The sequence below is a fragment of the Aerococcus sp. 150760013-2 genome (assembly GCF_053627715.1).
On sequence record NZ_JBSEYI010000003.1, the window covers coordinates 109,572 to 134,481 of the forward strand.

At 39.7% G+C, this 24,910-nt stretch carries 25 protein-coding genes and 1 pseudogene; 8 read left to right on the forward strand and 18 right to left on the reverse strand.

Annotation, left to right across the window (positions count from 1 at the left end; translation table 11 throughout):
- Positions 1-223: 223 nt before the first annotated feature.
- Positions 224-1,144, reverse strand: coding sequence for a tRNA dihydrouridine synthase (locus ACUW85_RS02485; protein ID WP_182023224.1), 921 nt, complete (start codon positions 1,142-1,144; stop codon positions 224-226).
- Positions 1,145-1,501: 357 nt separating this feature from the next.
- Here ACUW85_RS02485 and ACUW85_RS02490 point away from each other — a divergent pair, with 357 nt between their 5' ends.
- Positions 1,502-2,602, forward strand: coding sequence for a glycerol dehydrogenase (locus ACUW85_RS02490; protein ID WP_149314959.1), 1,101 nt, complete (start codon positions 1,502-1,504; stop codon positions 2,600-2,602).
- Between the two features lie 82 nt (positions 2,603-2,684).
- Here the strand turns inward: ACUW85_RS02490 and ACUW85_RS02495 are convergent, their stop codons facing one another.
- Complete coding sequence (locus tag ACUW85_RS02495) at positions 2,685-3,425, reverse strand: alpha/beta hydrolase (RefSeq protein ID WP_149314958.1); 741 nt, start codon at positions 3,423-3,425, stop codon at positions 2,685-2,687.
- Positions 3,426-3,449: 24 nt separating this feature from the next.
- Complete coding sequence (locus ACUW85_RS02500) at positions 3,450-3,680, reverse strand: hypothetical protein (protein ID WP_182023186.1); 231 nt, start codon at positions 3,678-3,680, stop codon at positions 3,450-3,452.
- 139 nt (positions 3,681-3,819) lie between these two features.
- Here ACUW85_RS02500 and ACUW85_RS02505 point away from each other — a divergent pair, with 139 nt between their 5' ends.
- The 3 genes from ACUW85_RS02505 (at position 3,820) to ACUW85_RS02515 (ending at position 6,542) form a co-directional block, all read left to right on the forward strand.
- Positions 3,820-4,017 carry a hypothetical protein gene (locus tag ACUW85_RS02505; RefSeq protein WP_149314956.1) on the forward strand — a complete coding sequence of 66 codons (198 nt, stop codon included), beginning with the start codon at positions 3,820-3,822 and terminating at the stop codon, positions 4,015-4,017.
- Between the two features lie 16 nt (positions 4,018-4,033).
- Positions 4,034-5,308 carry a UV DNA damage repair endonuclease UvsE gene (uvsE, locus tag ACUW85_RS02510; protein WP_149314955.1) on the forward strand — a complete coding sequence of 425 codons (1,275 nt, stop codon included), beginning with the start codon at positions 4,034-4,036 and terminating at the stop codon, positions 5,306-5,308.
- Between the two features lie 505 nt (positions 5,309-5,813).
- On the forward strand, positions 5,814-6,542 hold the full coding sequence (locus tag ACUW85_RS02515) for a tryptophan-rich sensory protein (protein WP_149314954.1): 729 nt from the start codon (positions 5,814-5,816) through the stop codon (positions 6,540-6,542).
- Positions 6,543-6,851: 309 nt separating this feature from the next.
- Here ACUW85_RS02515 and ACUW85_RS02520 read toward each other — a convergent pair whose 3' ends face one another.
- From ACUW85_RS02520 to ACUW85_RS02545, 6 genes are all read right to left on the reverse strand, one after another.
- A complete protein-coding gene (locus ACUW85_RS02520) occupies positions 6,852-7,070 on the reverse strand; it encodes a hypothetical protein (protein ID WP_048729869.1) in 219 nt (72 codons plus the stop codon).
- Positions 7,071-7,153: 83 nt separating this feature from the next.
- Positions 7,154-8,164: a tRNA (adenosine(37)-N6)-threonylcarbamoyltransferase complex transferase subunit TsaD gene (tsaD, locus tag ACUW85_RS02525; RefSeq protein WP_149314953.1), complete on the reverse strand. Its 1,011-nt coding sequence runs from the start codon at positions 8,162-8,164 to the stop codon at positions 7,154-7,156.
- 34 nt (positions 8,165-8,198) lie between these two features.
- Positions 8,199-8,693 carry a ribosomal protein S18-alanine N-acetyltransferase gene (gene rimI, locus ACUW85_RS02530; RefSeq protein ID WP_149314952.1) on the reverse strand — a complete coding sequence of 165 codons (495 nt, stop codon included), beginning with the start codon at positions 8,691-8,693 and terminating at the stop codon, positions 8,199-8,201.
- 3 nt (positions 8,694-8,696) lie between these two features.
- The gene (gene rimI, locus ACUW85_RS02535; protein WP_149314951.1) at positions 8,697-9,320 is read right to left on the reverse strand and encodes a ribosomal protein S18-alanine N-acetyltransferase; all 624 of its coding nucleotides are present in this window, start codon (positions 9,318-9,320) and stop codon (positions 8,697-8,699) included.
- A complete protein-coding gene (gene tsaB / locus ACUW85_RS02540; protein WP_182023185.1) occupies positions 9,289-10,047 on the reverse strand; it encodes a tRNA (adenosine(37)-N6)-threonylcarbamoyltransferase complex dimerization subunit type 1 TsaB in 759 nt (252 codons plus the stop codon). Before tsaB ends, rimI (ACUW85_RS02535) begins: the two co-directional genes overlap by 32 nt.
- Before the next feature lie 340 nt (positions 10,048-10,387).
- Positions 10,388-11,821 carry an MFS transporter gene (locus tag ACUW85_RS02545; protein ID WP_149314949.1) on the reverse strand — a complete coding sequence of 478 codons (1,434 nt, stop codon included), beginning with the start codon at positions 11,819-11,821 and terminating at the stop codon, positions 10,388-10,390.
- Between the two features lie 396 nt (positions 11,822-12,217).
- Here ACUW85_RS02545 and ACUW85_RS02550 point away from each other — a divergent pair, with 396 nt between their 5' ends.
- From ACUW85_RS02550 to ACUW85_RS02560, 3 genes are read left to right on the forward strand one after another with little or no spacing between them, the layout of a single operon-like run.
- On the forward strand, positions 12,218-13,144 hold the full coding sequence (locus tag ACUW85_RS02550; protein WP_149314948.1) for a VOC family protein: 927 nt from the start codon (positions 12,218-12,220) through the stop codon (positions 13,142-13,144).
- Between the two features lie 14 nt (positions 13,145-13,158).
- Positions 13,159-13,776, forward strand: coding sequence for an alpha/beta hydrolase (locus tag ACUW85_RS02555; RefSeq protein ID WP_149314947.1), 618 nt, complete (start codon positions 13,159-13,161; stop codon positions 13,774-13,776).
- 23 nt (positions 13,777-13,799) lie between these two features.
- The gene (locus tag ACUW85_RS02560) at positions 13,800-14,072 is read left to right on the forward strand and encodes a DUF896 domain-containing protein (protein WP_016898092.1); all 273 of its coding nucleotides are present in this window, start codon (positions 13,800-13,802) and stop codon (positions 14,070-14,072) included.
- A 156-nt stretch (positions 14,073-14,228) separates the two neighbouring features.
- On the opposite strand, the pseudogene ACUW85_RS02565 reads toward ACUW85_RS02560, so the two are convergent.
- From ACUW85_RS02565 to ilvB, 5 genes and pseudogenes are all read right to left on the reverse strand, one after another.
- Positions 14,229-14,507 (reverse strand): annotated as a pseudogene (locus ACUW85_RS02565) (PTS transporter subunit EIIB); the annotation flags it as partial.
- A 573-nt stretch (positions 14,508-15,080) separates the two neighbouring features.
- On the reverse strand, positions 15,081-16,340 hold the full coding sequence (ilvA, locus tag ACUW85_RS02570) for a threonine ammonia-lyase IlvA (protein WP_182023184.1): 1,260 nt from the start codon (positions 16,338-16,340) through the stop codon (positions 15,081-15,083).
- Between the two features lie 39 nt (positions 16,341-16,379).
- A complete protein-coding gene (ilvC, locus tag ACUW85_RS02575; RefSeq protein ID WP_149314945.1) occupies positions 16,380-17,390 on the reverse strand; it encodes a ketol-acid reductoisomerase in 1,011 nt (336 codons plus the stop codon).
- Positions 17,391-17,454: 64 nt separating this feature from the next.
- Positions 17,455-17,709 (reverse strand): ACT domain-containing protein, encoded by a 255-nt coding sequence (locus ACUW85_RS02580; protein WP_016898098.1) that lies wholly within the window; start codon positions 17,707-17,709, stop codon positions 17,455-17,457.
- Positions 17,706-19,406: a biosynthetic-type acetolactate synthase large subunit gene (gene ilvB, locus ACUW85_RS02585; protein ID WP_165702999.1), complete on the reverse strand. Its 1,701-nt coding sequence runs from the start codon at positions 19,404-19,406 to the stop codon at positions 17,706-17,708. The genes ACUW85_RS02580 and ilvB overlap by 4 nt, the downstream gene beginning before the upstream one ends.
- 385 nt (positions 19,407-19,791) lie before the next feature.
- On the opposite strand from ilvB, the gene ACUW85_RS02590 reads away from it, so the two are divergent.
- Positions 19,792-20,589 (forward strand): ABC transporter ATP-binding protein, encoded by a 798-nt coding sequence (locus ACUW85_RS02590; RefSeq protein ID WP_259345359.1) that lies wholly within the window; start codon positions 19,792-19,794, stop codon positions 20,587-20,589.
- Positions 20,590-20,702: 113 nt separating this feature from the next.
- On the opposite strand, the gene ACUW85_RS02595 is transcribed toward ACUW85_RS02590, so the two are convergent.
- The 4 genes from ACUW85_RS02595 to ACUW85_RS02610 form a co-directional block, all read right to left on the reverse strand.
- Entirely contained in the window at positions 20,703-21,734 is a 1,032-nt protein-coding gene (locus ACUW85_RS02595; protein ID WP_149314944.1) for a serine hydrolase, read from the reverse strand.
- A gap of 202 nt (positions 21,735-21,936) precedes the next feature.
- Positions 21,937-23,397: a proline--tRNA ligase gene (proS, locus tag ACUW85_RS02600; RefSeq protein WP_149314943.1), complete on the reverse strand. Its 1,461-nt coding sequence runs from the start codon at positions 23,395-23,397 to the stop codon at positions 21,937-21,939.
- Between the two features lie 353 nt (positions 23,398-23,750).
- Positions 23,751-24,260 (reverse strand): acyl-CoA thioesterase, encoded by a 510-nt coding sequence (locus tag ACUW85_RS02605; RefSeq protein ID WP_149314942.1) that lies wholly within the window; start codon positions 24,258-24,260, stop codon positions 23,751-23,753.
- A 15-nt stretch (positions 24,261-24,275) separates the two neighbouring features.
- Positions 24,276-24,872, reverse strand: coding sequence for an ECF transporter S component (locus ACUW85_RS02610; protein WP_016897275.1), 597 nt, complete (start codon positions 24,870-24,872; stop codon positions 24,276-24,278).
- Positions 24,873-24,910: the final 38 nt, after the last annotated feature.

Here is a 24,910-nt window from a genome sequence, read left to right on the forward strand (position 1 = left end):
GTTAGAAATAGGAATAATGCGATGAGGTTAATAAGCCAACCCAATATCCGTATAGTCATCTTCATACCGTCTTATCGAATCAAGTTTAGGACCTGATACTTTTCTTCTATAAATATCTGCTATCATAACTGCTTCCGTGTTCACCCTTATAATATCCAAAATTTTAGAAACCACCTAAAAAAGACCACGTGAAAGTGGCCTTTTTATCATATTCGCAATTATATTATGCATCCGCTAGGTATTTTTCTTCAAATTCATCTAGCAATGCGCGTGCTTCTTCCGTTGATTCAGTTTCCATTAGGCCAATCCGTAAGTCGTTGGCACCACGGAATGAGCGGATGTAGATTTTAAAGAAACGACGTAATGGTTTATATGGACGACCGTCTTTGGCAGCATTTTCGTCGAACAAATCCAAGTGGTATCTGAATAAATCCAACAATTCTTTTGGCGAGTGGTCACGTGCTTCTTCTTCAAAGGCGAATGGATTATGGAAAATCCCACGACCAATCATGACGCCGTCAACACCGTATTTATCCACTAATTCTTGACCGACTTGACGGTTTGGAATATCACCGTTAATGGTTAATAAGGTTTGTGGTGCGATTTCGTCGCGTAGTTTTTTGATTTCTGGAATCAATTCCCAATGCGCATCCACCTTAGACATTTCAGTCTTGGTCCGTAAATGAATCGATAAGTTGGCAATATCTTGTTTTAACAACAGACTAAGCCATTCTTTATATTCTTCTGTATTTTGATGACCAAGTCTTGTTTTCACTGAAACGGGTAGGCCACCTTCTTTAGCTGCTTGAATTAATTCAACCGCTACATCTGGACGGAGGATTAACCCTGATCCTCGACCGTGTTTAAACACGTTAGGTGCTGGGCATCCCATGTTAATATCTAAACCAGCATAGCCCATTTCGTTCATCCCTTTAGCCATAGTCGCAAAGTGATCAGGATTGTCTCCCCAGATATGCGCTACGATAGGTTTTTCATCTTCTGTAAATAGTAATCGTGAATTTAATGAATCGCGACCTTTTGGATGTACATATGACTCTGAATTGGTAAATTCAGTAAAATAAACATCTGGTTTAGCTGCTTTTTGAACTACATGACGAAAAACAGTATCTGTTACATCTTCCATTGGCGCTAAAATAAAAAATGGTCGTGGCAATTCTTGCCAAAAGTTTTTCTTTTCTTCCACAATAAATTCCTTTCTCTTTTTCTTATATATTGAATACAAAATAAAAAAGCTATTCGCTTTTTTACTTACTTTAGAATTTTTGCTTACAGCGTTACATTATCTCAAATCTGAACCACAATTGGAAGCAAAATATCTTATATCATCATTACATTTTATTCTCTCAAAACTTAACCTAAAATAGTACCCTTTCTTTTTTATTTGTGATATAATTCACATGTAAATAGGAATAACAATTTTCCTACTTTTATATATGCGGTTTCAATTGTGAATTTTGTGACATAAACTAGGAGGTTTATTATGGTTAGGGTATTTGCAAGTCCGGCACATTATGTTCAAGGTAAAAATATTTTAACAAGTCAAGTAGCTGTAGACTACATTCAAAAGTTAGGTGATAAGGCCTTACTGCTAGCAGATGATGTTGTTTGGGAAATTGTTGGGGAAACCCTAACTGACTCATTGACAGCAGCTGGCATGACCATTATCCGTGAGCCCTTCCAAGGTGAAGCTTCTACTGCAGAGATTGATCGCGTGACAAAAATTGGCCAAAATAATGATGTAAATCTTGTTTTAGCACTAGGTGGCGGGAAAGCTATTGATGCTGGGAAAGCCATTGCGGATGACCTACAGTCACCAGTAGCTATTTTACCAACAGTTGCTTCTACAGATGCACCGACTTCTGCGTTATCTGTTATTTACTCTGAGGAAGGCACATTTGAGAAATACCGATTCTACAAGAAGAATCCCGATCTAGTCCTACTAGATAGTCAAATTATTGCGCAAGCACCAGCTCGTTTCTTCGCTTCAGGAATCGCTGATGCACTGGCAACTGCAGTTGAAATGCGCCCAACTATGACTGGTAATCACGATACCATGGCCGGTGGGAAAACAACTTTAGCTGCTCAAGCAATTGGAGACAAGAGTAAGGAAGTCTTGTTTGCTGACGGAGTTAAAGCCTTTAAAGCCGTTGAAAAACAGGCAGTCACACCAGCAGTTGAGAATGTTATTGAAGCCAACACACTTCTTAGTGGACTTGGTTTTGAATCTGGTGGTCTTGCTGCTGCCCACGCTATTCATAATGGTTTCACAGCTTTAGAAGGTGACATTCATCATCTAACCCACGGTGAAAAAGTTGCTTATGGTACGCTAACGCAACTCTTTATGGAAAATCGTCCAACTGAAGAGATTGATGCCTACATCGACCTATATCAAGCTTTAAGCTTACCTACTACCCTAAAAGAATTACACTTGGATCCTGAAGACCGTGACGCCTTGCTTCGCGTGGGGAAACAAGCCACAATTGAAGGGGAAACAATTCACAACATGCCCTATACCGTCACAGCCGAAGACGTTGCAGATGCTTTGATTGCTGTAGATGCGTACGTAACCGGCCGCAAATAAGTATAAAAATGACCAATTCCAACATTGAAAGCGACTGAGATAAACTCAGTCGCTTTTTTTACATATTCCTTAAAAAGATGGGTTAATGCCATAAGAAGTCCATGTATAGGCGGTTTTGTGCTGCCCATGTAGCTTCTGAGTGGTCACCACCTGCTTCTAAATGCATATAAGTTTCACCACCACGATCTAAGAATGCTTGCTCAAGATAACCGGCTTGATCTAAGCGACCTTGACTAACTTCCTGGTCACCAAAGGACAAGTATAATCGGGTATCTTGGTCGATAGATTGGCGTGCCAATTCAGCCACTAATTCATCAAAACAAAAACCAAAAGCTGGTGATAATGCGGCAGCTTTAGAAAAAGTTTGGTTATAAACAACTGCAGCATAATAAGCCATCAAGCCACCCATAGAAGAACCAGCAATTGCTGTTCCCACGCGTCCCGCGATAGTTGGATAGTTATCATCAATAAATGGTTTTAGTTCATTAACTAGCCAATCCATAAAATGATCGCCATAACCCTCAATTTGACCAAAATGTTCAGTATCTACTGAATAGGGACAATATTCACGGAGACGCTCCCCGTCTTCATGGCTGCACTCAACCCCTACAACAATCAGCTCTTTATTGTAGGTACCCAGAAAATCCAATAAATCCCAAGACCTTCCATAAGTCGCCATCTCGTCAAAGAATAAGTTATGCCCATCAAACATGTAAAGAACAGGATAGCGTTCTTTACTTTCTGATAGACGATCTGGTAAATACAAGTGGACTTGTTTATCCACATCCTTAAATGGAAAATGAAAAGCAAATTGTTCAAACATAGCCGCACAACTCCTTATTGATACTTACTTTAATACACCGTGTAGAAATAGATGAATGACTTCACTTAAATTCATTAAATGATATTTCTCCGCATCCGGGAAAATATAAGGCGCAATCGTCATAAAATAATAACTAGCAATTGAATTAGTATTGACTTCTCCGGTTAATTGGCTACTAGATGATTGGAATTGACATAAATTTTCCGTGTGCAACTGCAATAATTCTTTGCCTGGTTGTCGGATTTTTTTTCTCATAATGAAGCCATTCCTTTTAAATATTCCATTTCATTATAAGGCAAAAAAACTTAAACAGGTATTGTTAATTACTTTTATTAGCTTTATACTAAACGAAACTTATCAATCGATAAGTTTATACTTTTTAAAAGTGAGCGATATGAAGAAATTCATAACCATATCGAAGCACTTCACCTCGAAAGCTCGTCTACCACTTGTGGCATCAACTATTATTTACCAAAGTATTGAAACGGTTATTCGAGAAGATGGCTACAATTGTTTCACTAAGCGCCAGTACGCTAGCAAATTAAAAAGAACACAATTAATTCAACAAGCTTACCAAACTATCAAGACATAATGAGAAAGAAGGTCATATGATGAATTCAACAATAAAAGTTGGCTATGCCTGCTTGAACCTAGACTTAGATCGAGGGTTTAAAACTTGTCGTTTTGCTAATTTAACTAATGAAAAATGGATTGAGTTAATTAGCTGGAATTTAGAGACACTTAAACAAATGTTGATTTACACTGCAGACCACAACATTCAAATGTTACGGTTATCAAGTGATTTAATTCCTTTTGCAACTAAGGCTAAAGATGATGTTAATTTAGACTGGCAGGTATATTTTCAAGATGAATTCGATGCACTAAAGAAGCTCATAAAGAATTTAGACATCCGCATATCCTTTCACCCTGGTCAATATACTGTGCTAAATTCACCAAAGGAGGATGTAGTAGAACGCGCAATTGCTGATTTGGATTATCATGCCGATTTGTTGGCGTTATTGGGCGGTGATCAAAGTAATAAAATGGTGATTCATATTGGTGGTGTGTATGGCGATAAAGACGCTGCAATTCAACGGTTTATTCAAGTAGCTAATAGCCTTTCTAGTAAGATTCGTCGTCATTTAATCATCGAAAATGATGAACGCTTATTTAATATTGAAGATGTCTTGTATATTAGTCAACTCACTCACTTACCTGTTGTATTTGATAACCTACATTTCAATATATTAAAACCCGAAAATAGCCGTAGCATGAAAACCTATATTGAATTAGCCGGTCAAACTTGGACTACTAATGATGGTAGACAGGCTATACACTATAGCCAACAAGCGCTAGGTAAAAAACCGGGTGCGCATACTAAAACGACCGCACTTAACCCTTTTATCCATTTCATTCAAAATGAATTAAGTGGTCCTATAGATATCATGTTAGAAGTAAAAGATAAAAATCGTTCTGCAGAAAAAATCCAGTTATATCTTGACCAAGATATTGGGGCTGCTGAAAAGTTATGGGCACGTTATAAATATGACGTGATGGCAAAGTCTTTAAATATTTATCAAGCAATTAGAAACCTTTTAAAAGATAAAGAGCACACTGATTTTGAAGCCTTTATCCAATATCTTGAAACTGCTGAAAACTTACCAGAAGATATCGGTAATGAAATAAATGCTGGACAACATATTTGGGGATACTTTAAAAAACAAGCCACCGATACTGAGCGTGGTAAGTTTAAACGCAATCAAGAAAAACTACAAAACCAAGAAATATCGATTACACAATTCCGTCGATACTTGAATCAATTACTGAAAAAGTACCCAAATCCATATTTAACTGACAGTATTTACTTCAAGCCATTCAAATAGCCACTTGTGATAGGAAGATGATAATAAAAATGACAAAACATGTAATCGTAGTTGGGGCAGATATAGACGATATATCCGCTAGCCGATTAGGACATGCAAGCCATTAAGTAGATATCCACGAGAAAAATGATTAACCAGTTGGTAAGATGCCCCAATCCAAAAAGGATGATGATATCTTCAGACGTTTCAGAAATTATAATTGAAGGAAAACACGCTACACACCAGAAGATTTCAAAAGTAAATTTAATGTATACCATGGAGCGACTTTTGGCTTAGGATCTTCTTTGGGGCAAAGTAATCACTTTAGGCTATCTTTAAAGCAAAAAAAAGGGCAACAATTTATACTTTGCTGGGTCAAGTAGCCCTCCAGGTGCCGGTGTAGCGATTATACTCTCCTCATAAAAAATTACTGCCGATGAAGTCATGTTGGATGATGGTATAAAACCCTCCTCATCATCAATTGTTGCAACATTACTATAGAAACTAAATTGAAAGGAAGATATTCATGAAAAAATATACCCAATGGCCCGTAATTTATCTCATCGCATTTGCTGTAATGATTTTTCTAAATTACTGGTCTGCTACTAATGTTGGGATTGTCGCAAATCAAGACCCTGCACTCATTCAACCTGCCGGCTACGCTTTCTCCATTTGGGGAATCATATACATATTCACTTTTATTTGGATCATTCGCTTATTCTTTAATCGACAACAAGCGCAACAAGTAGTAGATAGATTAAGTTTTCTGCCTGTTATCAATTTCTTACTGAACGGTTTTTGGATTATTGCATTTACCCAAGAATGGTTGCTTGTTTCTACAATCATTATTGCTTTATTACTCATCAACTTAGTCACCATTTATATAAGATTATCGGATATAAATAGCCGATACTGGCTTGATCGTTTACCATTCTCTATTTACTTTGCTTGGGTAACTGTTGCAACAATTGTCAATATATTCACCTGGTTTATCGGTGCTGATATTGATTCTTTCATTGGACTTTCCGAGTTATCTTGGACCAATATCATGCTAGTGGTAGCTAGTCTATTAATGGGTTACATCGCCTTTAGATATAAAGACATTGCCTTTCCATTAGTATTCACTTGGAGTTATGTAGCGATTTTAATAGAAAATCAGTTTAACGACATTTCTTTAGCGGTTATCCTTATCATCTGTATCATTGCACAGTTGGCTAGTGCCAGTTTATTGATGAAACAGCACTTAAGCAAATAATCACCTAAATTAAAAAGCTCCCTAAGTGCACGCTTAGAGAGCTGAGACAAAAAGTATTCGCGGTTAGCAGATGGACCTGGCTAACCTTTTTTGTGCATCCCAACAACAAACGACACACCTAGTATAAACCGGATGCAAGTAAAGCTAGGCATGGTTAAATTGTAATTGCTAGCTAGGGTGATTTACAAGTGAAATGTTTCACATTTGTAATATAAGCCCTTTTTATCGCCTTCCCTACAAGGTTTTTACAAAAAAAAGCACATTTCTGTGCCTTTCATTTAATCATCTTAGAAGAAATATAGCCGCTTCCTAAAGACTAAAGGCCCAGTATAAAAAGACTAATCCTGTTATTACAGCAATAATCAAAAGAAAGATAATAATGTCAACGAAAGTATCCCTAGGATTATCACGAATCCGATCTGGTTGTTCTTTAAACCGCTCTTTTCGTCGTTGCCTAGCAGAAAGTTGTTCTAGGCGATTTCGGTCTCCATGTTTATCTTGCGCATTCATTTTTCTTCTATTAAACATTGCCCCACCACTTTCTCTTTCTCACTCGATTATAAATTGTCTTCTATTATAAAGAAAACTTACCTCGCTTCAAAATATTCTACCTATGATAAGCTCATACCTGGTTTAGCATCTAAAGCTAAAGAAGCAAATTGCTGTGTTTGGTATAAAGACTCTGCTGCAGCACCTATCATCGCCGCATTGTCACCGCAAAGGCTTAATGGCGGGAACTGTAAGGTGACTGGACGATCTAATCCTTCAACTGCAGCGGTTAATTGGCTACGTAAACCTTTGTTGGCTGCTACACCGCCTGCAACTAGTAAATGGTTGATTTCTGGGTATTGGTTTAAGGCAGAAATTGTCCGACCCACTAATTGATCAAGGGCTGCTGCTTGGAATGAAGCTGCTACATTGTTCATATCAAGCGTTTCATTCTTTTGTTTGGCATTATGCATATGGTTGATTACAGCAGACTTTAAGCCTGAAAAAGAAAAATCTAATGTATCTTCTCCCTTCATAGCTCGCGGATATTGATAAACACCTTCCCCTTCATGAGCCATCTGGTCAATGATTTTCCCACCTGGGTAAGGCACTCCGATGACACGGCCGATTTTATCGTAAGCTTCTCCTACAGCATCATCACGCGTATCTCCAATTGTTTCAAAATCATTTTCTCCGCGCATAATAACTAGTTCAGTATGACCACCGGATACAACTAATGCCAACAATGGATAAACCATTGGTGAAATCAGTTGATTGGCGTATATATGACCAGCCATATGATTAACCCCGATTAAAGGTTTTTGATGAGCAAATGCTAAAGCTTTTGCTGCCGTAACCCCAATTAATAATGAACCGACTAGGCCGGGTCCTTGGGTTACTGCGACAGCGTCCACATCTTCCCAGGTCGCCTTACCTTCAGTCATAGCTAGGTCGATGATTTGAGTAATTTGTTCTACATGATGACGGCTGGCGATTTCAGGCACGACACCGCCAAACCGCATATGACTTTTAATTTGACTTGCGACAACGTTGGACCGCATGTCTGTCCCGTTTCGGACGATGGCTGCGGATGTTTCATCACAAGAAGATTCGATTGCTAATATTGTTGCCATAGCGAGATGGCTCCTTTCACTTAGTTGTTATCATTTAATTATTGTTTTCTAGAATTCGTTGGTAAATAATGGCGTCGTCTAAGTCTACAGGATAATAGTTGGGACGACTAGCAATTTGTTTGAAGGCTAGTTTTTCGTATAGTTGTCGCGCAGCTTGATTACGGCTGCGGACTTCAAGGGTCACTATTTTACCTTTATTTTGGGCAAAATAAAGCAAAGCCTCTTCAAGCAACCGGTAGCTAAGTCCTTGTCTACGATAATCAGGCAATATGGCAATATTGAAGAGCTCTACCTCATCAAAAATCAATTGAAAATGCGCTAGTCCAACAATCTCTAAGTTTGCTGGATCGCGCATAATAAAGAAATGATGGTATGGGTTATGGAGACTTGCATCAACGGCTTTTGCTGACCAAGATAAATCCGTTGAAAAGGCTTGGTGTAGGCTAGCGTGGAGATCAGTAGCCATTTTGCCTAAATCTTTAGAATCTTGAGTTTTAGCCCATTGATAGTCTAGATGGTCGATTTGCACGGGTTACACCCCTTCGACAATTTCGATTTGCTCTACATTAATTAGGGGCGCTAACCGCATTTCGAAAGCATCTTCGTCATTATCAGAGTAATAATTCTCTTTGGTGTCACTTTCGTAAAATCCAAAACGTTGATAAAAACGTTGTGCACCGTGGTTGGAGGCTCTGACTTCAAGGGACATAGCGTTGCGGTCGAGCTGTTTGGCACAGTCGATGGCCCGGTCCAGTAAGGCGGTCCCAATCCCGATTGATTGGTAATCTGGATTGACGACGAAGTTTGAAATATGGACATCCGTCCGGTCACGGCGACAGCCAATAAAGCCTACTAATTCTTCACCTAAGAAGGCTTGGATGTAATAGGTGTTAGGATTTTGGGTCATATCATACAGGAAGTCGCGGGCTGTCCAAGAAACGACTTGATGGTAAGCACGGTATTCGACGTCAACCATTTGATGAATCACTGTCGTATCTTGCACAACAAAAAAGATAGATTGTCCATCTGGTAAGGCGATTGATTGTTTGTCTAATGTTAAATCAGCTACTAGAGATTTTTTCATGGTAAATAACACCTGTCGATTAAAATTTTTGAAAAATGCTTTAATTTGTTCTCTCCACGTACGTGCCTTCATCTGCCTTAGCCTCCTCAGGATTTTGAGCGACCCAGTTTTCTTCAGCTTCTGATAATTTTGCGTAATCCGGAATAAATGTCTCGACGTCCACTTGTTTCAGTGGTAGCGCGCCTAAATGTCCTGCATGTATTAAACCAAATTCATTTGGGAAAATGATTGCCCGGTCGCCAAATTGGGATTCAATGTCTTGGCGGAAGGCTTCAATATCAGGGCTGACAAAATTCAGCGGTAAGCTTTGTAAGTCCGGATTGTCTTTTAAGTAGGCCTCAACCTGGTCTAAAAACTGGATAAATTGGCCGTGTGATGTTGTGAATAGTGGCGTAAAACGGTTGCCTTCTCTAAGGTAAACAGTCGCAAAAGCCGTCTTTCTTCTGGCATCGATGAATGGGACGATTAAAGCTGGGCCACTTGTTGCTTGCACGTTGCCCGCTAACGCCATCAAGGTTGGTAAGGTAAACAGGGGAATGTTTAGAGTGTTGGCCATGGTTTTGGCTGCTGTTACCCCAATCCGCAATCCTGTATAAGAACCCGGTCCCTCTGTAACAACAATGCCTTCAAGGTCAATTGGTTGCCAACCGATTAGTTTGAACATACTGTCAATTAAAGGGAGCAACTGGGTTGAATGTTTAATTTTGGTATTGGTGGTCGTTTCTGCCACAACCTGGTCCCCATCACGTAGGGCGACGCTAAGAGCTTGAGTTGATGTATCAATTGCTAAAGTTTTCATAAAACCACCTTTTTAAATTTGGAGGTGCGAGAAAAGTCGTTTAGACTTGCACCCTTTTTTCGCACTTGGTCGAGTTCGATTCTCGCACACTGACGTCAGATCTCGCACCCTTTTTAGTTGAGCTCGCCAGGGCAGACAGGTGTCCGCTTCAGAATAGTTTGTTTCACACTTTGTGTGATACGGCACTATTCTTCCATCGTCTCCTGTCTAAACGCCCTGTCTCACATCCTTTTTCTTAGTATATCAAATTCTACCTTTTAAATGTAAAAACAATTGACGTTCTTATAGGTTTTACCCTATTTGACCGTCAATTGTTTTCATTTTTATTTGTATTTAAGGCTTAACCATTGTCAATTGTATGACCTAGGTCTTTTTGCATTTTGTGGTAGTCTTCTTTTGAGATGTTGAATACTAATAAGTAAGCAATAAATACCAAACCAAATCCAAATAATGGGAACAGGATTGACATGTTGTAGATTGCACTCACATTTGATGCGGTCCAAGTTGTTGCAATATTCAACTCTAATGAAGGTGCTGAGAATGCAATTAATAATGGTACGGCTGCAGATGAGAATGCTGTACCGATTTTACGACAAAAGATATATGAAGAATATAACGATCCGTCTGAACGGAAGCCTTGTTTCCATTCGTTGTAGTCAATTGCATCTGAAATCATTGCCCATGATAGTAATTGGAAACCGAATGTAAACATATTCGCGACTGCCATCAAACCAATCCAAAGATAAACATTTTCCACTGGGAATAATAACATTGTTCCGTAGATTACCAAGGTACCAAGTAAAGGTGCGATGATGACTTGGCGTTTACCAAACTTACGTACAAGTGGCGTAATCATTAATACCCCAATCGCTAAAGGTGCGATTTCAATAAGGGTGAACCATGAGAATAGCGATCCGTCGTTGTATTTAACTTGTAATGTCATTTGGTGTAATTGTGATGCTGAGTAGATGAAGATTGTTTGTGCTGTACCGGCAATAATTTGGGCGATTAAGGCACGGTTTGAGAATAATGTTTTGAACGTTTTGAAGATTGACGGTTGGTTTTTGATTTTTTCAATATCTGGCTGTACACGTTCTTCTACATTTAAATATAACAAGAAGAATGAGATTAAAGCGACAACCCCTAAACCTAACATTACTGGGAACATTAATTGTCCTTGGAATTGTGATACGACTTGTCCGTCGACTACTTTATCTTGATATACGATTAATGGAATAATCGCCACTGGTAATTTGGCAACCCCAGCACCAATTGAACGTGCTGTAGAAAGTTTTGTACGACCTTCAGATGAGTCAGTTACTACTGAGTTTAAAGTACCATAAGGGATATTTACTAAAGTATAAGCAAAGTCCCAAGCCACATAAGAAATGGCACAGACAGCTAACTGCACACCGTAGCCCATTGATGAGGTATCAAAGTACATAAAGGCTGAAATGATGGCTAATAATGGACCCCCAACTAAAATGAATGGTTTATACCGGTTACCTTTATAAGGTTTAATCCGGTCAGAGAAATAGCCAACCAATGGATCATTCACAGCATCAAATACACGTGTCAGAATCATTAAGGCAGCAAAGTGTGTCGCTTCAATTCCAATGTAAGATACATAGAAAATTGTAAGGTAGTAAGTTACAACAGAATAACTTAGATTACAACCAAAGTCTCCAAAAAAGTAACCAATAATATCACGGAAGCCAAATGGGCGCTTATCAGTTGCATCCATCGTCGCCGAACTTTCGTACGAGTTGCTCATTCTATTCCTCCTGTGTTTGCGAAATTTATCTTCTTCACATTGTTACAAGGCTATTTTAACAAATAAATTTGATAATTTTATTAAATATTGCAATTTTACATAATCTTCACAAGAAACTAATATATATAATAAAGTGTATGGTTTGAGAATTTTTTTATCTGTTTGAACATACGCTTATGAAACTCAAAGAAAAGATTTATTGTTAAGCAATACAAACTTATTATTTGCCTATATTCTTGAAGTTATCATATAAATGACCTATTCCTTACTTGATTCGAATTCGAAAGGATGATATACTCAATTTGTAAATTAATTCGAATTAGAAATACCAACCTAAAAATGATGTTTTATTTTTCCATTGATAACACAAAACCCTACTTTTAAGGAGGATTTCCTGTGACTGAAATCATTGAAAAATTGCACCATATCACTGCTATTGTTGGAGCCCCTAACCAAGTTTTTAAATTTTACCGTGACATCCTGGGTCTTCGTTTAGTCAAGAAAACCCTAAATTATGACGACCCTTACACTTACCATTTATATTTCGGTAACAATGAAGCTGACGGCGGGACCATCATTACCTTCTTCCCTTGGGAAAATAACCACCTTGGTCAATTGGGTGACGGTCAAGTGGCGACCACTTCTTTTGCTATTCCAGCTGGCAGTTTAGATTTCTGGGCTAACCGCTTGGAAGCCAAAGGCATTCAATTTGCCCGCGGTAGCCGTTTTGACAATGAAACAATTCTCGTCAAAGATTTCCATAATTTAAATATTGAGCTGGTTGAAAAGGATTGGGGTAAGGCCAATACTTACGCAGTCGACGACATTACGCCTGAAACAGCTATTCAAGGTTTTGCTGGTGCGGTTTTATATAGTCACCGCCCTGACCATACGGTTGAATTGTTCGACCAAGTTTTCGGTTGGCATAAGGTGGGCGAGGACAGCCAATATATTCGTCTACAAGCACCTGGTGAACGGAAGGAATGGCTAGATATACGAAAAACTGCTGATTCTTTTGGTAAAATGGCTATCGGTACAGTTCACCACATCGCCTTTGAAGTGGCGGACGAAGAGGCCTTAAACTATTGGCTAGAAGTGGCCAAACAACGTGGTTACCACACTAGCGATATCAAGAACCGTGACTATTTCAAATCCTTATACTTCCGCGAGCGCGGTGGGATTTTGATTGAATTGGCGACTGCTGGCCCAGGTTTTACTTGGAACGAGACGTTTGAAGAACTTGGTAGCCAATTATTCTACCCAGCCAAACATGAAGCGATTATCGACCAAATTAAAGCCAACTTGACACCCCTAGATTTCTAAAAAGGAGTTCATCTATGAGTTACGAATATATTTATCAAGCAGCAGAAAACCAAGCTGAAGCCAACACCCTACTACTTTTACACGGTACAGGCGGAACTGAGCACGACCTACTAGACATTGCCCAATTTATCGATCCCAATGCCAACATCCTATCATTGCGCGGTAACGAGCCTGAAGGACCCATGAATCGTTTCTTCAAACGCCACGGTGAAGGCAACTTAGACATCGAAAACTTGAAATACCATGCCAAAGACCTGTATAATTTCATAGGAGCCTTGGCAACGGAAAAAGGGTTCGATCCAACTAAAGTAGTGCCAATTGGTTATTCAAATGGCGCAAATATTGCTGGCGGTATTTTATACCTATTTGACAACCCTTTTAAGGGCGCGATCTTACTCCACCCTATGGTGCCATTTAGAGATGAAACGATGCCGAACTTGACCCATACACCTGTCTTTATTGGTGCTGGTACCAACGACCCAATCTGTGCACCAAGCGAAAGTGAAGAACTTAAAACCAGCCTAGAATCAGCTGGTAGCCCAGTTACCCTTCATTGGGAAAACTATGGCCATTCCTTATCTATGCCTGAGTTACAAGCAGCGAAAGGATGGTACGCTACCGCTGTTGGCTAATACAAAAAAAGGAATGATAATCAATGGATTCTGATCAATTATTAAAACGCATTAACGAGCTAGCTGCTAAGAAAAAAGCTGGCACGATCACTGAAGAAGAACTAGTTGAACAAAAAGAGTTGCGCCAAGTTTACTTGAAACAATTCCGTTCAGCCTTCAACGACATTATTTTAAACACGCGGGTAATCGATCCTGAGGGTACTGATGTGACACCGCAAGCCGTTCGCGACGCCAAGAAAAAACAAGCCCATGAACAAGAAACAAAAACTGAAGATTCAACAAATATAGATAAATAAAGGCTAAATATCAAAAAGATGGGTATCACCTAGCAAATCGGTGATACCCATCTTTCTATTAAATTAAGCTAAAATATTAGCACCATTTGATTGAATGACGTCACGGTACCAGAAGAATGAGTCTTTACGTGAACGGTCGAAGGTACCGTTTCCTAGGTCATCTGCGTCTACTTCACCACCAGTAGCAAAGTTAACAACTTTCAAGACTTCTTCATATACCTCTGGTACGTGGTTCCCAATGACTACTTGGTATTATCCACCAGCTTGCATGACTGTTACCACACCATCACGTTTCTTCAAATACTCTGTATTGGCTTTGCTTTCGTCTTTTAAATAGAAACGCAAACGCGTCACACAATGTCTAACTTCCTTAACATTTTCCCTGCCTCCGACTTTATCGACAATGTCTTCTGCTAATTGTGTGTATTTCGCCATTTTCTCTACTCCTCTTCTTTTATAAAACCTAACTGACTATACAAAAAAGACCAGAGCATAAAAGTATAGCTATTAGTCCCAAGACTAATTTGCGATAACTTTGATGCCTGGTCTTGCCGGCCGAGCCGTAACTAATCCAGTATACAGAGTACTTGTTCTTTATCTAATTGCAATAGCACCTCGAATTGAAAACGTTGTCAACATATTCAGAAAACGTTTTCTTAATATTTTAAAAAATGATAAATTCGGTTGACACGAGCAGCATAGAACATTACTTACATTTTTATACCTAGATAACGTGCAAGTTCATTTGACATATATTTTTTTCATTGGCTACCTTTAAAACTCTGAGTCCGATTGTCTTCTGTCACATTTTAACAATAAAAAACACCCTCATCGCTTTGAGGGTGAAAAAGGAAAAAACAAAAATGAAAGGATGATGCAATCTATTAGAGGTCTAGATTGCCTCAAAAACATTATAGCATGGTTCAAATAAAAATGAAAGCCTTTTTATGAAACGTTTTCAACGTTGCTATTATAGGATTTCTCTATCATTTGTGACCTAGTGCGTCATTAGACTAAAAATTCATATAATGTCGGATTTTCAGATACCGAAATGTAATTGGCATCAAAATTCTTCAACCGGTCTAATAAACCGGGTAGGGTTTCGTAGTCACCCAATAGGATCCCAACAAGGGCTGGTCCATTTGACCGGGAAATTTTCTTGGTATATTCAAACTTAGCGATATCATCGTCGGGGCCTAAAACGTCCGTTACAAATTCTCTTAATGCGCCTGGTCTTTGCGGGAAATTCACTACAAAGTATTGTTTGGTTCCAGAATAGATCAAAGCTTTCTCCTCAATTTCCGCCATGCGGTTGATGTCGTTATTACCACCAGAAATGATGCAGACAACTGTTTTGCCAACAAGGTCTTCGGCCATATTATCTAGGGCAGATACGGTCAAGGCACCTGAAGGTTCGGCTACGATGGCTTGCTTGGTGTACAAGTCAATAATAGTCCCCGCAATCTTACCTTCTTCGACTATTTCAATACGGTCGATATTGTCTTTCGCGTATTGGAAGGTGATGTCCCCTACCTTACCAACCGCTGTACCATCTGCGAATTTGTTCACTTTCGCAAGTGCTGTCGGCTGACCTTGGTCAAGGGCTAGTTTCATGGACGCTGCACCGGCTGGTTCAACGCCAACAATTTTGGTTTCAGGCATGGCTTCACGGACATATGCAGAAACACCAGAAATCAATCCACCCCCTCCGATAGGCACTAAGACATAGTCTGCAGTTTCCCCGTCGGCAGTTAGGCTTTGGTGGATTTCAACTGCTAGTGACCCTTGCCCAGCGATGACATTTTCATCATCGTAAGGTTCAATAAAGGTCATCTGGTTTTCAGCACCATATTCGTGCGCAGCTTGGCTACACTCATCGAAGGTATCTCCTTCAATGACAATATTCACATAGTCGCCACCAAAATATTTTACTTGGTTAATTTTTTGAGCGGGTGTCGTATTCGGCATATAAATCGTCGCCATTACTTGCTTTTCGTTACATGCAAAGGCTACCCCTTGGGCGTGGTTGCCGGCTGAGGCACAGATAACACCTTTAGCTAAATCATCTTCACTGAGTTCACTAATTGAATAGTAGGCACCTCTTAATTTAAATGAACGTACAACTTGTAAGTCCTCACGTTTCAAATAAATGTTGGCCTTATACTTCTCAGATAAATATTGATCGTATTGTAAAGGTGTCTGCTTGACGACCGACTGTAATTTTTTGTAGGCACTCAATACCTTCTCCTTATTGACGCTTTTGACCATGTAGTATCCCTCTTTCGTTTTGACCCTTTTTGTATAGCTTTAGTTGTTTGTGTCTACAGCATTCTCTTTAACGAACGGCATCATTTCGCGTAAGCGACCACCAACTTCTTCAATTTGGTGCCCTTGCTCTTTTTCACGCATTGTATAGAAGTCTTTAAAGCCGTTATCGTAATCATCTGTGAAACGTTTAGCGAATGAACCATCTTGGATATCATTTAAAACATCCTTCATACGTTCTTTCACATCCGGTGTAATTAAACGCGGTCCTGATACGTAGTCCCCATATTCAGCAGTATTTGAACATGATTTACGCATGTGGTCCATACCACCTTCATACAATAGGTCTACGATTAATTTCAATTCATGCATTACTTCAAAGTAAGCAATTTCTGGTTGGTAACCAGCTTCAACTAAAGTTTCAAAACCTGCTTGAATTAAATGCGTGGTCCCACCCATTAATACAGTTTGTTCACCGAATAAGTCAGATTCAGTTTCTTCACGGAAGTCTGTTTCGATGATTCCTACACGAGTTGCCCCGATACCATCAGCCCAAGACATGGCTAAGTCGCGCGCATTACCTGTTGCATCTTGATATACTGCAAATAATGACGGCACCGCTGAACCTTTCGTAAATTCACGGCGTACCAAGTGTCCGGGTCCCTTAGGCGCAACCATGAACACATCAATTGAAGGATCTGGTTGGATGTTTTTGAAGTGGATGTTGAAACCATGGGCGAAGGCTAAAGCATTTCCTGCTTCTAAGTTCGGCGCAATTTCATTGGCGTAAGTATCTTTTTGAATTTCATCTGGTAATAAAATCATGATGATATCCGCTTTTTTCGTCGCTTCGGCAACTGAATATACATCAAATCCATCGTTACGCGCACGGTTTGCAGAGCTACCTTCACGGATACCGATAATGACATTTTGGCCATTATCTCGTAAGTTTTGCGCATGCGCATGCCCTTGTGAACCATAGCCGACTACAGCGATTTGTTTACCTGATAATGCATTACTGGTCATATCTTTTTCGTAGTATACTTTTGCCATATTTTTTGCCTCCATATATGTTCTGTCGAGTGTTCTTGTATCAATTCTTTGAAAAATAGCTATCCTAGCCAAGCTCAGATGGGTCTAACAGTGTTGCACTCACCACATCCACTTGCTTCAATAATTGTCTGGTCAAAAGAGTCGCCGCTTCCAAATCTTGGAAATTAATCCCTATCGTAATATAGGAAATCGCCGGATCGTCCGTCCCTGCTAGGGTTAAAGTGTCAATGTTATAACGCGGTTTAAGGACAACTTGTGTCACCCGGTTTAAAACACCAGGCCTATTCACTACTTTTAATCTGATAAATTGAAAGATCATGACAAGCCCTCCATTTCATTATTTGCCTTACCAGATGGCACCATCGGGGTAACCCGTTCGTACTTATCAATCAAGACTTCTAATACATAAGCCCCGTCATAAGCCAACATCTCATCTACCGCCGCCTGCATATCCGCTGGGGCCGTTACCTTAGCCGCCTTCACGCCTAAAGCTTCCGACAACTTCACGAAGTCTGGCAAGCTCGATCCAAATTCAGAATGTGAATAACGGTCTGAATAGAAAGCATGTTGCCACTGATGCACCATCCCAAGCACCGTATTATTTAAAATAATAAATTTCGGTTGAATGCCATAATGTTGGATGATATTCAATTCCTGGTTGGTCATTTGGAATCCTCCGTCACCGATGATCCCTACAACAGGATGTTTCTCATCCGCCGCAAATGCCGCCCCAATCGTTGCCGGCACCCCATATCCCATAGTACCCAGTCCACCTGACGTTAAGTTTTGGCCAGGGAATTGGTAAGGATAATACTGAGCAGCCCACATTTGGTGTTGGCCAACGTCGGTCACGATATATGCTTGACCGTCCGTCGCCTTACCTAAGTAATCCAGTACCGCTTGTGGTCGAATCGCGTCTGTCATCTCAGGCACCCGAGTAGGATGTAAGGCTTGGTGAGCCGCTTGGTGAGCCAACCAGTCCGTCTTATCAGACCAGCCTGCGATAGCTCCTTGTAAAAGGGCCCCCAAAGCCGTTTTAGCATCTGCCAGTAAGGCAATATCTGGTTCCATAATCTTGCCAATCTCCGCTAGATCAATATCCACATGGATAATCTTGGCATCCGGCGCAAAATTGTCAGGATTAGAAGCCACCCGGTCGTCGAAACGGCTACCAATATTTAAGAGACAATCTGTCTCCATCAAGGCCATATTGGCTGCATACGTTCCGTGCATCCCTGCTAGCCCTAAGTTTAGGGGGTCATCACTAGCAAGTAAGCCAATCCCTAGTAGGGTATGGGTCACCGGGATATTGTACTGATGAGCAAAGTCGCGTAGTTCTTGGTGGGCTTCAGATTTCACCACACCGTTCCCTACTAACAACAAAGGTTTTTCAGCTTGAAGCAAAGCTTCCTTAATCGCAGCAACCGCTCCCAAGTCTACCTCATGATCCATGTTGTAACCTGGTAAATAGAAGCTATCATCAATATCTTCTAAAGCTACTTCCTGCACGCCGATATCTTTCGGAATATCCACTAAGACAGGTCCTTTACGGCCGGAATTCGCTAAGTAGAAAGCTTCTTTGATGATACGTGGAATATCTTTAGCATCTTCAACTTGATAGGCATATTTCGTGATTGGCGTCATTAAAGAGACAACGTCGGTTTCCTGAAAGGCGTCTTTCCCAATACCAGATGTCGTAACCTGGCCCGAAATGACGACTAGAGGCACCGAATCCATCTGCGCTGTCGCCACCGCAGTGACAATATTTGTCGCTCCCGGTCCACTAGTTGTCACCGCTACACCCACTTGGCCAGCCACACGGGCGTAACCATCGGCCATGTGACCAGCACCTTGTTCATGACGAGCTAAGACGTGATTGACATTCTGGCGGAAAAATTCATCATATATATGTAAAGCTGCACCACCAGGATAGCCAAAAATAATCTCTGCACCTTGATTTCGCAAGGCATTGACGAGCAATTCCGTTCCTATACTGGTCTTCTTCGTTCTCTCCACATGAGCACCCCATTTCTTTAAAATTTCATTTCCTTGGTATTGAAAGCAATAAAAAAGGCATCCCACAAACAGTATGTGGGATGCCAAGTCCCACTCAACATCGAATAGGACTCAAATTAACAGTAGTTAATTCCAGTCCTACGTCACGATAATGACTACAATATTAAAATTCGCTGCTTTGAACGCTTTCATAATGAGTGAAACTCCTCTCGTCTTTTTTAATGATTCAATAACGAAAGTATACTGAGAACTCTTTAACTTGTCAATGGGTATTTTTAATTGTTTTCTCATTTATATATCTGTGATTCGCCATATTGACTTTCTTACTTGGTATGATAAGTTTAATTTAATAGAATATTCTACTACATTTAGAAAGGATACGCCCATGACATCAACCACAGAAAAAACCATCATCGAACTCGACAATGTCTGCTTCAACCGCCAAGATAAGGCCATATTAAAAAACATCCAATGGACCATCAACCAGGGGCAACACTGGGCCCTACTTGGTTTGAATGGGTCTGGTAAGTCGTCCATCATCAACATTCTAACCGGCTATCATTTTCCCTCTAGCGGTCAGGTGAAGGTCCTTGACCAGTTATTTGGCGTATCCTCAATCCCTGACCTACAAAGACGAATCGGTATAGTTTCTGCTTGGATCAACCAAGAAAGCCCAAGCCACTTAACTGTATTAGACACCATTATTTCGGGTAAATTTGCCAGTCTAGGCCTTTATCAAAAAGTAACGGATTCTTTAATCCAAGAAGCTGAAGACCTCTTAGACACCTTTAATTTCGCCGCATTTAGGAACCGCAGAATGGCAACCCTATCTCAAGGTGAACGACAAACCGTTTTGATCTTACGGGCCTTAATGACCCAACCTGAATTATTAATCTTAGATGAACCAACTAGTGGACTAGATTTATTTGCCCGCGAAAGTCTCTTAGCCATGCTGGACAAATTGGCCAAAGAAAAACCAGAAGTCACCCAATTAATGGTGACTCACCATACTGAGGAAATTATCCCACTTTATCAAAAAATTTGTTTATTAAAAGATGGGGAAATTTTTGCCAAAGGTGATCGGCCCTTGATGTTAGACCCTGATAGACTGCATGATTTCTACGGCCAGCCAGTACTTTTACGTCCCTTTAAAAAAGGCCGCATCTTGGTAATGCCAAAATAATTGGCTAATAAAAAAGATAGTTTCAATTCAGTATAGCTGAATTGAAACTATCTTTTATTTATTGTTAAGCTATCTAAGTCAACTATTCTTGCTCTACAAGATAGCCCGATAATCTATGTGTAATTTGCCCGGTAGTATTGATTTACACGCAAGTTTAAGTTTTCCAAGAAGCTCGTTCCATCAGATAAGCCATCTGTTAGGACAACTAAGCTATATTGCGCTTGATCATTTTCGTAATAGATACCACCATCATTTAAGGCAGTGCCGTAGTTACCATATTTATTCGCCATCAAGCTGCTGTTCACGTATGTTGTAAATAAACGGTCTGGTGATGCGTCCAATAGATAATCCACAAGTGGTTGATAGGCACCATCCGTTGCTAATAAATCATAGTAAGCTGATAGCAGTTCAGCAGAAGCAACGTTGTCGCTATAGAATGCCTCATCAATTGCGACATCCACACTACTAGCAATGCTTGTTTTATATGTTTCTGATCCGTAAAGTTCATTATAGTATCTAATCAACATATTCGTTGCTGTATTATCTGAATACATCAAGGCGTTAGCGATTAAATCTTCGATAGTATAGGCTGCTTGACCTGTGCCGCTAGCAACTGCTGCGGTAATAGTTCCATCACCCTCCTCATAATCAGCATATGTATAAGTCACTTCTGTATCCCAATCAATGGTACCTTCATCAATCGCATCTACATAAATAACTGACAATGGTAATTTGATAGTAGAAGCGGCTGTTTGAAAGTTATTTTCATTAACCGTGTAACTTTCACCTGTTTGGTAATTGATGAATTCTAATGAAATTTGACTTTCATCTACACCAAATTCGACCATTGTATCTTCAATGACATCAGCCATTGAGTCATAAGAAATTGGGTCAATCATGGCTACACCATTGGCCTGCATCAAATCAATATTGTAAACTTCTTCATCACTTAGAGATAAAGCGATATTGTTGGCAGATTCTACTGCACTTGAATCATCCACAGTAGCCGTCAAAGATTCATCTGCTTCTCCTTTATCCTCATCATTATATTTAAATATAGCAATTAATACTGCTATTAAAGCCACTCCTAGAACGAAGAAGGGCACTAGCGGTTTAATACTAGATTTTTTTCTGCTTTTCGACATGCATTACTCCTTATTCATTTTTAATATTCTATGGTTCTCATCCCATGCATATGAATTTTACCAAGAAAATATGATAATACTGTGACAATTTCCCACTTATTGTGAATGAATGATGTTTTATATTTTAAGAGTATGTTAATTCTATGCCTGGTTCTCATATAAAACGAGACAAGATGGTTATCCTGTCTCGTTATGGTAGTTATTAATAAGCACGTGCATACCACACAGTGTATTTAGCAGGTTTACCAGAATATAGGTCAACCGTTTTTTCTACTGGTGGGTTGAATGGGATATTACGTGAAGTAAATCCTGTGGCTTCTTTGATGGCTGCTTCTGATTCATCAGTACCATCCCAACCAGCTAAAATCCAACCTGGACGTTCGCCATTTTCTTCACAAGCTTCAAGGTGAGCGGTTAATTGATCCATTGTATCAATGTCAAAATGTTCATTCTCAGCACGGAAAGCTATCGCTTTATCGTAAAGACGTTGGTGCATGTCATCAAAGCGTGTGTTGATTTCAGCAAGTAAGTCTCCGTCTAATGAGAAGGCTTCTTTACCATCAACATCACGCATTTTAATCATGACTTGATTATTTTCCATATCACGCGGACCAAATTCAATACGCAATGGCACACCATGTACTTCAGACTCGTTGTATTTGTAACCTGGTGAGTTATTTGAGTCATCAAGACTTACACGTAATCCAGCCTCTAATAATGTTGCTTTGATTTCTTGTAATTTCTCAAGTACTTGTGGATTTTTCTTGATGTTCCCAACAGGGATTAGCGATACTTGTGTACCGGCAACACGAGGTGGTAAAACTAACCCTTTTTCATCACCGTGGATCATGATCATGGCACCGATTAAACGGGTTGATGAACCCCAAGATGTTGTATGTACGTATGTATGCTGGTTGTCTTCATTCAAGAATTTAATATCAAAAGCTTCTGCAAAGTTTTGACCTAAATAGTGAGAAGTTCCCGCTTGAATTGCTTTTGTATCTTTTGTCATCGCTTCAATCGAGAAGGTATCTACCGCACCAGCAAAGCGTTCTGATGGTGTTTTTTGTCCCTCATAAACTGGCATTGCAAATACTTCTTTTACTAAGTCAGTATAGTAGTGCAACATTTTCATCGTACGTTCGCGTGCTTCTTCTTCAGTTGCATGCGCTGTGTGACCTTCTTGCCATAAGAATTCTGATGTACGGATAAATGGTAATGTCCGTTTTTCCCAACGGAAGACATTAGCCCATTGGTTTAATTCCATTGGTAGGTCACGGTATGAATTGATCCAGTCAGACATAGCGTTTCCGAATAAAGTTTCAGAAGTTGGACGTAATGCCAATGGCTCTTCTAATTTTTCTTCACCTGCTTCAGTTACCCATGGTAATTCAGGCGCGAAACCTTCTACGTGGTCAGCCTCTTTTTCAAAGAAGTGTTTTGGAATTAACATTGGGAAATAGGCGTTACGAATACCTTCCTTCTTCAACATTTCATTGAAGGCATCTTTATATGATTCCCATAATAAAAAGCCATCTGGTTTAAAAATCATTGTCCCACGGGCAGGACCGTAATCCATCAAATCACCCTGTTGAATTGCTTGTAAATACCATTTTGAAAAATCTGTTTGTTGTAAATTTTCTGTTGCTTCTTGCTTTGCCATTTTCATACTCCTTTTAAAAAAATATTCCTTCAACCAAAAAGAGCATCCCATCCATAAAGGACGAAATGCTCGCGGTGCCACCTTTTTTAGTCAGAGATACAAAAGGTCTCCAACTCTCTCAAAGACGATAACGGCGCCACCGTGCCTTTTTCAAGGCAATTTTTTACATGTAGTAGGTTCATGTAGTCAGTGGGGATATGCTTACACCTGATCATATCTCGCTTAATCCTTAACAACATTACTCGTCTACAAATCGTTTGTTTATTCGCTTAGCTTACAGCTTATATTTTGCTTGATTAGCTAGTAAAAGTCAATATCTCTAGTCTTTTTCCCAAGAGAAAAAACTTGTTTCATTAATCAAGCAAGTCAACTGTTAAATGACTAACCAATTCTTTCGTTAAGATTCGTTTTTGGGCGTGACCTGATTTTCGGCCTTCATAACCGTTACATAAGTAGACTTCTTCATCTGTATGTGCAATAACTTCCGGTAAATGATAGTCAGGGTCTACATAGTCTTTCAAGACTACATAGGTTAGAAAGGCCGTTGCAGCTAGATAACGCTCACCGGTATGTTTCTCACCAATGACCTTCGCAAAAATTTCCATCGAACGTTTACCTGCTCCCGTTACATAGGTTTCAACATGGGCAATATCGCCTTCTGGCAAAGGCGCTATGAAATGAATATCGTCCATATTAGCAGTCATTGTACCATATGGCGTCAAACGACCTGCAGATACAGAAGCCACATTATCCATGATATATAATATTTGGCCACCATATAAATTCTTATAAAAATTGGTTTGATTAGGCATAATTCGATGTGATTGTACTGCCTTAGTTCGTTTACAAGTTACTTGTGTCATAAATCTGACCTCCATTTAATCATTCATTCCGGACCTTTTAAGTGATTTACTTAAAGGTAAGGATAGAATAGGCGTTATAATCCCTGAAGTGACAGCTTCTAATAACCCATTACCACCAATGGTAACTAAGAATGTAGCAATTAAAGCAGATGTTGGGATATTTAGCGCATTCGCATAAGCTTCTGCTGAAAATAGGTAAATCGCACCTAAAACAGTAACTGTATTCACTATAGAGCCGATAACACCTGTAATGATAAATTTTGTTCTATCTTTCACCTTACCATCAAGGTATACAGCAATCCATCCTGAAATAAAGCCAACTAGCATCCGAGGCATAACAGATACTAAGGGGTTTAAGAAAACTACTGACATGATATCGGGCACAATTGCTGCCTTGATCATCCGCAAAATACCCCAAGAAGCACCGAGGATAAGTCCTGTTTGTGGCCCAAATAAACTAGCACCGATAATAACTGTTACATGAATAATTGTTGCCTGGACTGGTCCAATCGGGATATAGCCTATTCCAGGAACAAAAGTTTGAATAATTAAAATCGCCAACATCAAACTAATCACAGTTAATCTGGCGGTCCGTTCTTTTTGATGATCCATAATAAACCTCGATATCTAAATTTATAATATATGTGGCG

Excerpts from the sequence above, each read along its gene's own strand:
- ACUW85_RS02560 (WP_016898092.1), top strand. The coding sequence starts at position 13,800 with ATGGATTCTGATCAATTATTAAAACGCATTAACGAGCTAGCTGCTAAG.
- tsaB (WP_182023185.1), bottom strand. The coding sequence starts at position 10,047 with ATGAAAACTTTAGCAATTGATACATCAACTCAAGCTCTTAGCGTCGCC.
- ACUW85_RS02515 (WP_149314954.1), top strand. The coding sequence starts at position 5,814 with ATGAAAAAATATACCCAATGGCCCGTAATTTATCTCATCGCATTTGCT.
- ilvA (WP_182023184.1), bottom strand. The coding sequence starts at position 16,340 with ATGGTCAAAAGCGTCAATAAGGAGAAGGTATTGAGTGCCTACAAAAAA.
- ACUW85_RS02500 (WP_182023186.1), bottom strand. The coding sequence starts at position 3,680 with ATGAGAAAAAAAATCCGACAACCAGGCAAAGAATTATTGCAGTTGCAC.
- tsaD (WP_149314953.1), bottom strand. The coding sequence starts at position 8,164 with ATGGCAACAATATTAGCAATCGAATCTTCTTGTGATGAAACATCCGCA.
- uvsE (WP_149314955.1), top strand. The coding sequence starts at position 4,034 with ATGATGAATTCAACAATAAAAGTTGGCTATGCCTGCTTGAACCTAGAC.
- ACUW85_RS02610 (WP_016897275.1), bottom strand. The coding sequence starts at position 24,872 with ATGGATCATCAAAAAGAACGGACCGCCAGATTAACTGTGATTAGTTTG.
- ACUW85_RS02520 (WP_048729869.1), bottom strand. The coding sequence starts at position 7,070 with ATGTTTAATAGAAGAAAAATGAATGCGCAAGATAAACATGGAGACCGA.
- ACUW85_RS02580 (WP_016898098.1), bottom strand. The coding sequence starts at position 17,709 with ATGATCTTTCAATTTATCAGATTAAAAGTAGTGAATAGGCCTGGTGTT.
- proS (WP_149314943.1), bottom strand. The coding sequence starts at position 23,397 with ATGGCAAAGCAAGAAGCAACAGAAAATTTACAACAAACAGATTTTTCA.
- ACUW85_RS02495 (WP_149314958.1), bottom strand. The coding sequence starts at position 3,425 with ATGTTTGAACAATTTGCTTTTCATTTTCCATTTAAGGATGTGGATAAA.
- ACUW85_RS02595 (WP_149314944.1), bottom strand. The coding sequence starts at position 21,734 with ATGTCGAAAAGCAGAAAAAAATCTAGTATTAAACCGCTAGTGCCCTTC.
- ACUW85_RS02505 (WP_149314956.1), top strand. The coding sequence starts at position 3,820 with ATGAAGAAATTCATAACCATATCGAAGCACTTCACCTCGAAAGCTCGT.
- ACUW85_RS02605 (WP_149314942.1), bottom strand. The coding sequence starts at position 24,260 with ATGACACAAGTAACTTGTAAACGAACTAAGGCAGTACAATCACATCGA.
- ilvC (WP_149314945.1), bottom strand. The coding sequence starts at position 17,390 with ATGGCAAAAGTATACTACGAAAAAGATATGACCAGTAATGCATTATCA.
- ACUW85_RS02490 (WP_149314959.1), top strand. The coding sequence starts at position 1,502 with ATGGTTAGGGTATTTGCAAGTCCGGCACATTATGTTCAAGGTAAAAAT.
- ACUW85_RS02485 (WP_182023224.1), bottom strand. The coding sequence starts at position 1,144 with ATGGAAGATGTAACAGATACTGTTTTTCGTCATGTAGTTCAAAAAGCA.
- rimI (WP_149314951.1), bottom strand. The coding sequence starts at position 9,320 with ATGAAGGCACGTACGTGGAGAGAACAAATTAAAGCATTTTTCAAAAAT.
- ACUW85_RS02590 (WP_259345359.1), top strand. The coding sequence starts at position 19,792 with ATGACATCAACCACAGAAAAAACCATCATCGAACTCGACAATGTCTGC.
- ACUW85_RS02555 (WP_149314947.1), top strand. The coding sequence starts at position 13,159 with ATGAGTTACGAATATATTTATCAAGCAGCAGAAAACCAAGCTGAAGCC.
- ACUW85_RS02545 (WP_149314949.1), bottom strand. The coding sequence starts at position 11,821 with ATGAGCAACTCGTACGAAAGTTCGGCGACGATGGATGCAACTGATAAG.